Origin of the sequence: Bradyrhizobium sp. (assembly GCF_019244115.1) — a bacterium.
GTDB lineage: Bacteria > Pseudomonadota > Alphaproteobacteria > Rhizobiales > Xanthobacteraceae > Bradyrhizobium.
Window position 1 is genome coordinate 1 of sequence record NZ_JAFATE010000711.1, and the last position, 8,936, is coordinate 8,936.

Here is an 8,936-nt window from a genome sequence, read left to right on the forward strand (position 1 = left end):
GAGGCGCTGGTCAACGGCAAGGATCCGGCGACGTTTGCCGGTCTGAACGAGAGCGGTGAGGCCGCGATCGGCTATTCCATCCCGAATATCCTGATCGAGCATTCGATGCGCAACCCGCACATCATCCCGGGTTTTTGGCGCGGGGTGAACGTCAATCACAACGCGATCTATCTCGAATGTTTTATGGACGAGCTCGCGCATGCGGCCGGGCAGGATCCCCTCGCATTCCGGCGCAAGCTGATGGCCTCGAAACCGAAACATCTGGCCGCGCTCAACGCGGTGGCGGAGAAGATCGGCTGGGACAAGCCGGCGCCGCAGGGCGTCTCGCGTGGCCTTGCCCATCTCATGAGCTATAACAGCTATGTCGCGGCGGCGGCCGAGATCTCCGTCGTCGATGGCAGCAAGATCAAGGTGCATCGCATCGTCGCGGCGACCGATCCGGGCTACGCCGTCAACCCGGCGCAGATCGAGCGGCAGATCGCGGGTTCGTTCGTCTATGGCCTGTCGGGACTGTTCTATGGCGGCTGCACCGTCAAGGACGGCCGCATCGAGCAGACCAACTTCGACAGCTATGATTCGATGCGAATCGCCGCGATGCCGAAGGTGGATTCGATCGTGATGCCGAGCGGCGGTTTCTGGGGCGGCGTCGGCGAGCCGACGATTGCAGTCGCAGCCCCCGCCGTGCTCAACGCCTTCTTCGCGGCGACCGGCAAACGAATCCGTTCGGTTCCGCTGCGGGACCAGAACATCAGCTTTGCCTGATCGGATGTGCGGCGGGAATCACCCCGCCGCACCATTCTCGGATCCCTGGGATGAACACGCTGCGCCCGCCGACGCGGAGAACTCTTGTTCGCGGCCTCGCGGCAGGCGCGGCGTCGTTGGCCTTCGCACGACCTTCGATCGCGCAGGCCAGGACCCGCATCGTCGTGATCGGCGGCGGCTTTGGCGGCACGGCCTGTGCGCGCGCGCTGAAGCGGAATGATCCGAAACTCGACGTCACCCTGATCGAGCCGAATCGGACGTTCATGGCCTGTCCCCTCAGCAACGAGGTGATCGCGGGCTTGCGGGAGATCGGCGCCCAGCAGTTCGGCTATGAGAAACTTGCCGCTGAAGGCATCCACGTCGCCGCCCAGGCCGCGAGCACGGTCGATCACCAGGCGCGCACCGTCGTTCTCGCCGACGAAAGCTTGATCCGGTACGACCGCCTGGTGCTGTCTCCTGGCATCGATTTCAGATACGAGGCGTTGCCCGGCTATGACGAAGCCGCGTCCGCCAGCCTGCCGCACGCATGGAAGGCAGGCGAACAGACCTTGTTGCTGCGCCGCCAGTTGGAGGCGATGAAGGACGGCGGCACTGTCATCATTGCGGTCCCTGCGAACCCGGCGCGCTGTCCGCCCGCGCCTTACGAGCGCGCGAGTCTCATCGCTCATTATCTGAAGGCGCACAAGCCGCGCTCGAAGGTGCTGATCCTCGACGCGAAGGACACCTTCTCTCAGCAGCGACTGTTCGAGAACGCCTGGGCCGAGCTCTATCCCGGTCTGATCGAACGCATCGCGCTCTCGCAGGGCGGCCGCGTCACCTCGGTCGATACCAAAACCCGCAAGATCGTCACCGAGTTCGGCGACTACACCGCCGACGTCATCAACATCATCCCGCCGCAAAAGGCCGGGCGCATTTCAGAGATCGCAGGCGCGGCGGACAAGACCGGCTGGTGCCCGATCGATCCCGCGACGTTTGCGTCCAAGCTCCTTCCGAACGTCCATGTGATCGGCGATGCCTGCCTCGGCGGCGGCATCCCGAAATCGGCGTCCGCAGCAAGCGCGCAGGGCAAGGCCTGCGCTGCCGTGATCGCAAGCCAGCTCGCGGGGAACACCCCGGAGCCGCCGCGCCTGACCGGCGTCTGCTACAACACTGTTGCGCCCGACTATGCGTTCTCGCTCGCAGGCAACTACCAGCCAAAGGACGACATCTTTGCCGAGGTCGAAGGCGGCGCCACGAGCCCCGTTAACGCGCCAATCGAAGAGCGCAAGCGCGAGGCCGAGAAGGCAAAGGCCTGGTTCACCGAGATCACGGCGGACAGCTTTGGCTAGCTCGATTGCCCATATGATCCGCGTCCTGCTTGCGATCGCCGTCGCCCTGCCCGTCGCCTCGCGTGCCGGGGAATTGCAGGACTACGCGGTGATCGGTGACGGCATTCCGGCTTCGTTGACCGGCTCGCCCGGTGATGCGACGCGCGGGCGCGCGCTGGTACTCGATCGCGCGTCCACCTGCATCCTCTGCCATAACGGACCATTCCCCGAAACCCGGTTCCAGGGCGACCTTGCGCCCAGCCTGACTGGTGCCGGCAGCCGCTGGACGGCAAGCCAGCTGCGCTTGCGGCTGGTCGACGCCTCGCGTTTCAATCCCGAGACCATCATGCCGTCCTATTATCGCATCGATGGCCTTCAGCGCGTGGCTAAGAACTGGCAGGGCAAGCCGATCCTCTCAGCGGAACAAATCGAGGATATCGTGGCCTATCTTGTAAGCTTGCGCGACTAGGAAGTGTGATGATGGATCAGCAGCACGAGACCACGCGACGGCACTTCCTGACGCTTGCCGCTAGCGCGGCCGCGGCCGGCGCGCTTCCGGTCGTCACCGTTCGGCCGGCCGAGGCGACGCCTGCGATGCTTTCCGCTGCCATCCATAACGTCGTCGGCGAGGCTCCGCTCCGCATCGGCAAGGTCAAGCTCGACATCCCGCCGCTGGTCGAGAACGGCAACACCGTACCGATGATGGTCAGCGTGGACAGTCCGATGACGGCAGAGGATCACGTCAAGAGCATCCACGTCTTCAACGAGAAGAATCCGCAACCCAACATCGGCAACTTCTATCTGAGCCCGCTGAGCGGTCGCGCCCAGGTGTCGACCCGCATTCGGCTCGCCGACAGCCAGAAGGTCACAGCCATCGCGCATCTGTCGGACGGCTCGTTCTGGCAGACCAGCGTCGATGTCGTGGTGACGCTCGCGGCCTGCACCGAGGAGGTGCTGTGATGGCGAAGGCTCTGATCAACGTCCCGGCGAAAGCCCGGCGCGGCGATGTCATCGAGATCAAGGCGCTCACCTCGCACATCATGGAAACCGGCTATCGCCACACCGCTGCTGGAGAAATCGTCCCGCGCGACATCATCACGAGCTTCACTTGCCGCTTCAACGGCGCCGAATTGTTCCGCGCCGACTTCTTTCCGGCGATCGCCGCAAACCCGTATCTTTCGTTCTTCATGATCGCCAATGACAGCGGCAAGTTCGATTTCGAATGGATCGGTGACCACGGTTTCAGCACCACCGCATCGGCATCCCTGAGCGTCGTCGAATGAAGCGATCGATTGCGTTCGTCGTGCTGCTGATGATGCCCTATCTGCTTCGCGCCGGGGAAATTCCGGCGACCGGGCGTCGCTCCGGCTATAGTTTCATGGCACCGGACACCAGGGCCATGCAGGATGATGATACCGCCAATCCCGGCATGCTCTGGGTCATGGAGGGTGAAAGCCTGTGGGCGAAGCAGGATGGCGCAAGCGAAAAAGCCTGCGCCGATTGTCATGGCGACGCGCGCGAGAGCATGAGGGGTGTCGCTGCGCGCTACCCGGCTTTCGATCAAGTGCTTGGCCGGCCCGTCGATCTCGAACAGGCGATCAATCTGAGCCGCACCCGCCATCAACAGGCATCTCCCCTTGCCCATGAGAGCCGTGAACTGCTCGCGCTCGAAGCCTACATCGCCGAGCAATCACGCGGCATGCCGATTGCCGCGGGCGCCGATCCGCAACTCGCTCCTTTCGTCGACAAGGGGCGCGAGCTCTTCATGACCAGAGAGGGACAACTCAACCTGTCCTGCGCCAATTGCCATGACGACAATTGGGACAAGCGCTTGGCCGGATCGGCAATCACGCAGGGACAGCCGACTGGCTATCCGCTCTACCGGCTGGAATGGCAGTCGCTCGGTTCACTGCAGCGCCGCCTGCGCGGCTGTGTCACGGGCGTGCGGGCGCAGGCGTTCGAGTTCGGCTCGCCCGAGATGGTCGAACTCGAACTTTATCTGATGACACGCGCCGCCGGCATGCCGATCGAGTCGCCCGCGGTGCGGCCCTAAATTCGTGCTGAGCTCGCCCTACCTCATCCCGAGCACGGTCGGCAGCCAGAGCACGAGGCCGGGCCAGTAGGTCACGATGACCAGAAACACCAGCATGGTCAGAAGCCAGGGCAGCACGGACACGGCGAGATCCGTGATGCGCATGCCGGCGATCATCGATGCGACGTAGAGGTTGAGGCCGACCGGCGGGTGGCAGAGCCCGACCTCCATGTTGACGTCGATCACGATGCCGAAATGGACGGGATCGATGCCGAGCCGTTTGGCGGCTGGCGCCAGGATCGGCGCCATGATCAGGATGATCGAAGTCGGCTCCATGAAATTGCCGGCCAGCAGCAGCAGCACGTTGACCAGCAGCAGGAAGCCGACCCAGCCGAGATCCTGCGCCGTGATCCAGTCGGCGAGTGCGGCCGGGATGTTTTCATTGCTGAGCACGAAGGAAAACAGCACCGCATTGGTGACGATGTAGAGCAGCATCGCACTGGTATTGGCGGCCCGGAGCAGAACGCGCGGCAAGTCCTTCAGGTCGAGCGCCTTGTACACGAATACCGAGATGAAGAAGGAGTAGACCGCGGCCATGGCGGCCGCCTCGGTCGCGGTGAACAGGCCGCTATAGATGCCGCCGATGATGATCACGACCAGCATCAAGCCCCAGACGCTGTCGCGAAACGCCGTCCAGGTCTCGCCCCACGTCGCCCTGGTCATGCGCGGATAGTCGCGCTTTTTAGCGAGATACCAGGTCACGACGCAGAGCATCGCGGTGAGCATCGAGCCCGGCAAGAGGCCCGCGACGAACAGCGCGCCGATCGAGGTGTTGGTCGAGATCGCGTAGATGATCTTTGGGATCGACGGCAGCATCAGGATGCCGAGCGAGCCGGCCACCGTGATGATGCCGGCGCCGAAGCGCATCGGATAGCCGTTCCTCACCATCTCCGGCAGCACGATCGCCCCGACCGCGGCAACCGTGGCGACGCTCGATCCGCAGACCAGTGCGAACATGGCGCAGGCCACGATGCCGGCGAGCCCTAATCCACCATGCCAATGGCCGATCAGGCTCGTCGCAAAATTGATCATGCGGCGTGCCACGCCGCCATGGGTGAGAAAATTGCCGGCGAGGATGAAAAACGGGATCGCCATGATCTCAAAACTCTCGATGCCGGTGAACAGCTTCATCGAGACCGCCTCGATCGGAACCGCCGTCAGAGTGAACAGAAACGTGAGGACGGTCAGGCCGAGCGCGATCGAGATCGGGATTCCGGTCAGCATCAGCGCGATTAGCAGTGCGAAGATGCTCGCGGCGCGCATCGCCTGCGGCAGGACGATGATGCCGGCCTTCTCGCCGAGACAGATCGCAAGGATCAGGACTGGCGCGAGCATGAGGATCAGCGCGAGCGGGCTCGATCGCCGGCGCGGGGCCGCTTCGCCGGTCGGCGCCGGATGCAGATCGGGAGCATCGATCTCGATCCCTTCGATATGCGCTTCGTTGTGGTGCGGCAGGCCGCCGGTGCGGTAGAACGCGAAGGCGACCTGCAGGAAGCGAAAGCACATCAGGCCCGAGCCCAGCGGGATCGCCAGATAGACGAACCACATCGGCGCTTCCAGATCGTTCGATTGCTGTCCGGTCTTGAACATCTCGGACACGAACGAACTGCCGAAGGCCGCAACCATCCCAGTGAAGAACGCGCCGCACAAAAGGCTGAAAAGAACGACCTGTTTGCGGGAGTGCTCCGGCAACCGGTTGACCAGCAGGTCGACACCGACATGGATGCCGGTGCGGACGCCATAAGCGGCGCCGAACTTGGCCATCCAGATGAACATGTAGATGCAGAGTTCCTGCGCCCAGGAGAGGTCGCGCGCGGAGAGCCAGCGGTAGATGCTCTTGAAAAAATCCGGCAGCAGCGGCACGCCATGCGCCGTCAGCCATTTCGCGAGGTCAATGGAGGCGCCGGTGCCGTAACGGTGCACGACCGCCACGAAGATCAGAAGGGTGGCAGCCGCGATCAGTGTCGCGATCAGCCATTCCTCGAGATGATCGAGGATGCGCGAGGCCGCACGTACGATGTTGAACGATTTCGAAGGGGAGCCGGGCCGCTCCCCATCGATCGTTACCTGGTTGGAGCCAGACAGGGTCAGTTCATCTCGATGTGGAGCTCTTTGGCGATCACATCGAGCACCTCCGGCCCGACGCGTCCCTTGGCCCATTTGTAGGTCGGCTGCATCGCCGCCTGCCAGGCCTTACGCTCGTCATCCGTCAAATAGTGCAGCGTGGTCTTGCCCGATTTCTTGATCTCGGCAAGCGCATCGTCGTTCTCCTTGCGCGCGATCGAGTTGGTGTAGTCGGTCGCCTCCGCCATCGCCTTTTCAAGCTGACCGCGAACACCCGGCGGCAGGCCTCCCCAGAACTTCGAGTTGACGATGACGGCATATTGCAGATGCGCGTGATAGGAGACGGTGATGTCCTTCTGCACCTCGTAGAATTTCTGGGTCAGGTAATTCGACGCGGTGTTTTCGCAGCCATCGACGACGCCGGTCTGCAGGGCCTGGTAGACCTCGGAAAACGCCATGATCTGCGGGATCGAGCCGAGAATCCTAAAATACTGATCGGCAATCTTGGAGCCCGAGATGCGGAACTTGAGGCCTTCGAAATCGGCCGGCTTCGACAACGGCCGGTTCGCTGATACCATGTGGAAGCCGTTATCCCAGTAGGCAAGCCCGGTGATGCCCTTGGTCTCGAGCTTCTGGAACAGCCATTTGCCGACCTGCCCCTTCATCGCCTGCGCGTAGGTCTCGTCGTCCTTGAACAGCCAGGGCAGATCGAGCGCCTCGAATTCCTTCACCCCGAGCGGGGCGAATTTCGCGGTCGACGGCGCGAGCATCTGCACTGATCCGAGCTGCAGCGCCTCGATCTCCTCTTTGTCCTTGTAGAGCGAGGAGTTTGGATAGACTTCGACCTTCACCTTGCCATCGGTATATTTTTCCGCCAGCTCCTTGAACTTCAGTGCACCCTTGCCCTTCGGCGTGTCATTGGCGACGACGTGACTGAATTTGATGACGATGGGTGTTTGCGCGAGCGCCGCGGAGGGCGCCAGAATCAGGCCCGCGATGAGCGCCGCAAGGATCGACTGACGCATCCATTCTCCTCCCGAGGACTCTGGAAACCCGTTGTTTTTTGGTTTTCCGATTTCAGTACTGGCAGCAAACCGAATCCGGAACAACTAGACCTAAGCCGAATGGTCCAGGTCGGTTAGCGCGGCAGCAGGAGAGTACAGGCTTCGCACGAACCAGGTCCAGCGTGACGCCAGTGCGAGGATGTCGCACCTCGCAACACGTCGAGCCTTGCGCTGCAGCACGATGAAGAGCCGCAATCGTCTCAGATCCTGCTGCAGCCATTCCACCCCGGGCGCTGCCTTGCGGCCTGCCGCAACCCTTTCGCGCTAACACTCGACTGCGAGAACATCAGCGTCAGGCTCCCCTCCTCGATGAGCCTGGTGACATCGCCTGCGCCCGCGCCGAGATTCACCACAGTCCGAACGAAAACTCCGGAATGCGCATCAAAAGGTCGATCACAAGGCCTCAGCCTGTGGTCCGGGAATTCCAGATATTGCTGCGGCTTCCAGACCATCGCCGGGCCCTTGGCTGGCGCGTGATCGTTGCGGACAGCCGGCCCCCTATTCGGGATCATGCTCGGTTGTTGTCTTGGCACCGAGCTGCTTGTATGTCCGTTCGCCCGCCTGCTCAAGTTCCGGCCAGCTATGTCGCACAATGAAGGCCGGCGCAGGCGTATCACCGGCAATCAGGAAGAGTTTTGACATGGATCTCGTACTCAAGACGAAGACCGCTCTCGTCAGCGGCGCCAGCATCGGCATCGGCCGGGCGATCGCCAAACTGCTGGCACTCGAGGGCGTGCGCGTCGTTGCGGTGGCGCGGCGCAGGGAGCTGCTTGATCAGCTTGCGGAGGAGGTCAAGGCGCAAGGCGGCACCGCCATCGTTCCCCTCGTGCAGGACATCATGCAGGCGGATGCCGCGGCCCGCCTGGCTGCGGCTGCGATCGAAACGGTCGGACACATCGACATCCTGGTCAACAATGCCGGGGGCAGCCGCCCGCTTCCTGTCGATGCGCCGGACAGCGCCTGGGATGAAGCGCTGACCTTGAACTTCACCCGCTACCGGCAAGTGACCCACGCCCTGCTGCCACAGATGATCGCGCGCAAATGGGGGCGCATCATCAACGTTACCGGCAAGTCCGAGCCCGAGGGACTGAATGCAGCCTTTGCCGCCAAGGCGGCCGTGCACGCCTGGGCAAAGGGCCTCTCGCGGGAGGTCGGCGAGCACGGGATCACCATCAACTGCATTCCCCCGGGGCGGATCATGAGCGAGCAGATCCGCCGCAATTATCCCGAGAACTACCGCAAGCGTTTTGCCGAGGAAGAGATTCCCGTCGGCTATTGGGGCGAGCCCGAAGACCTCGCCGTGCTCGCGGTCTTTCTGGCCTCGCCCCGCGCGCGCTACATCACAGGTGCCGTCATCCCGGTCGATGGCGGACTGCGCCGCTACCAGTTCTAGCGGCGCGAGAGCAGTCCGCTTACTCCGCAGGCGCCGCCGACATCTCCGGATGCGCGACGAAATCCTCGCTCGTTTCCATCCGGCCGAGTGCGAAGAACCCTGCCGCCATGACGGCGTAGGCCAGCGCAACGGCCGGTGTGACGCCAAGCCCGCCGCCGATACCGACCGCCTCGCCATGCATGAAGCCGAAATAGGTCAGCACAGCACCCGCGAGCGCGAAGGCTGAGGCCTTGACGAAGTCGCGCTCGATCACG

At 63.1% G+C, this 8,936-nt stretch carries 10 protein-coding genes and 2 pseudogenes; 7 read left to right on the forward strand and 5 right to left on the reverse strand.

Going from position 1 to position 8,936, the window contains the following annotated elements:
- From JOZ76_RS30660 to soxA, 6 genes are all read left to right on the forward strand, one after another.
- The coding region (locus JOZ76_RS30660; protein WP_291705126.1) for a molybdopterin cofactor-binding domain-containing protein at positions 1-762 on the forward strand (762 nt) is incomplete at its 5' end.
- Positions 763-812: 50 nt separating this feature from the next.
- Positions 813-2,090 carry an NAD(P)/FAD-dependent oxidoreductase gene (locus JOZ76_RS30665; RefSeq protein WP_291705129.1) on the forward strand — a complete coding sequence of 426 codons (1,278 nt, stop codon included), beginning with the start codon at positions 813-815 and terminating at the stop codon, positions 2,088-2,090.
- Between the two features lie 13 nt (positions 2,091-2,103).
- The gene (soxX, locus tag JOZ76_RS30670; protein ID WP_291705131.1) at positions 2,104-2,538 is read left to right on the forward strand and encodes a sulfur oxidation c-type cytochrome SoxX; all 435 of its coding nucleotides are present in this window, start codon (positions 2,104-2,106) and stop codon (positions 2,536-2,538) included.
- An 11-nt stretch (positions 2,539-2,549) separates the two neighbouring features.
- Positions 2,550-3,029 (forward strand): SoxY-related AACIE arm protein, encoded by a 480-nt coding sequence (locus tag JOZ76_RS30675; protein WP_291705133.1) that lies wholly within the window; start codon positions 2,550-2,552, stop codon positions 3,027-3,029.
- Positions 3,029-3,352: a thiosulfate oxidation carrier complex protein SoxZ gene (gene soxZ / locus JOZ76_RS30680; RefSeq protein ID WP_291705134.1), complete on the forward strand. Its 324-nt coding sequence runs from the start codon at positions 3,029-3,031 to the stop codon at positions 3,350-3,352. Before JOZ76_RS30675 ends, soxZ begins: the two co-directional genes overlap by 1 nt.
- Positions 3,349-4,122, forward strand: coding sequence for a sulfur oxidation c-type cytochrome SoxA (gene soxA, locus JOZ76_RS30685; RefSeq protein ID WP_291705135.1), 774 nt, complete (start codon positions 3,349-3,351; stop codon positions 4,120-4,122). The genes soxZ and soxA overlap by 4 nt, the downstream gene beginning before the upstream one ends.
- Positions 4,123-4,140: 18 nt before the next feature.
- Here the strand turns inward: soxA and JOZ76_RS30690 are convergent, their stop codons facing one another.
- From JOZ76_RS30690 to JOZ76_RS30700, 4 genes and pseudogenes are all read right to left on the reverse strand, one after another.
- Entirely contained in the window at positions 4,141-5,424 is a 1,284-nt protein-coding gene (locus JOZ76_RS30690) for a TRAP transporter large permease (RefSeq protein ID WP_441300132.1), read from the reverse strand.
- Between the two features lie 225 nt (positions 5,425-5,649).
- A pseudogene (locus JOZ76_RS38640) lies at positions 5,650-6,321 on the reverse strand (TRAP transporter small permease); the annotation flags it as partial.
- Positions 6,249-7,250, reverse strand: a complete 1,002-nt coding sequence (locus JOZ76_RS30695; RefSeq protein ID WP_291705138.1) for a DctP family TRAP transporter solute-binding subunit — start codon at positions 7,248-7,250, stop codon at positions 6,249-6,251. The pseudogene JOZ76_RS38640 and the gene JOZ76_RS30695, both read right to left, overlap by 73 nt.
- A gap of 537 nt (positions 7,251-7,787) precedes the next feature.
- Positions 7,788-7,931, reverse strand: coding sequence for a hypothetical protein (locus tag JOZ76_RS30700; protein ID WP_291705140.1), 144 nt, complete (start codon positions 7,929-7,931; stop codon positions 7,788-7,790).
- On the opposite strand from JOZ76_RS30700, the gene JOZ76_RS30705 reads away from it, so the two are divergent.
- Positions 7,930-8,682 carry an SDR family oxidoreductase gene (locus tag JOZ76_RS30705; protein WP_291705142.1) on the forward strand — a complete coding sequence of 251 codons (753 nt, stop codon included), beginning with the start codon at positions 7,930-7,932 and terminating at the stop codon, positions 8,680-8,682. The genes JOZ76_RS30700 and JOZ76_RS30705 overlap by 2 nt on opposite strands.
- A 19-nt stretch (positions 8,683-8,701) precedes the next feature.
- Here JOZ76_RS30705 and JOZ76_RS30710 read toward each other — a convergent pair.
- Positions 8,702-8,936: pseudogene (locus JOZ76_RS30710) on the reverse strand (regulator); the annotation flags it as partial.

What these genes read in the sequence shown, in the direction of transcription:
- JOZ76_RS30665 (WP_291705129.1), top strand. Translation starts at nt 813, where the DNA reads ATGAACACGCTGCGCCCGCCGACGCGGAGAACTCTTGTTCGCGGCCTC.
- soxX (WP_291705131.1), top strand. Translation starts at nt 2,104, where the DNA reads ATGATCCGCGTCCTGCTTGCGATCGCCGTCGCCCTGCCCGTCGCCTCG.
- JOZ76_RS30675 (WP_291705133.1), top strand. Translation starts at nt 2,550, where the DNA reads ATGGATCAGCAGCACGAGACCACGCGACGGCACTTCCTGACGCTTGCC.
- soxZ (WP_291705134.1), top strand. Translation starts at nt 3,029, where the DNA reads ATGGCGAAGGCTCTGATCAACGTCCCGGCGAAAGCCCGGCGCGGCGAT.
- soxA (WP_291705135.1), top strand. Translation starts at nt 3,349, where the DNA reads ATGAAGCGATCGATTGCGTTCGTCGTGCTGCTGATGATGCCCTATCTG.
- JOZ76_RS30690 (WP_441300132.1), bottom strand. Translation starts at nt 5,424, where the DNA reads ATGCGCGCCGCGAGCATCTTCGCACTGCTAATCGCGCTGATGCTGACC.
- JOZ76_RS30695 (WP_291705138.1), bottom strand. Translation starts at nt 7,250, where the DNA reads ATGCGTCAGTCGATCCTTGCGGCGCTCATCGCGGGCCTGATTCTGGCG.
- JOZ76_RS30705 (WP_291705142.1), top strand. Translation starts at nt 7,930, where the DNA reads ATGGATCTCGTACTCAAGACGAAGACCGCTCTCGTCAGCGGCGCCAGC.
- JOZ76_RS30700 (WP_291705140.1), bottom strand. Translation starts at nt 7,931, where the DNA reads ATGTCAAAACTCTTCCTGATTGCCGGTGATACGCCTGCGCCGGCCTTC.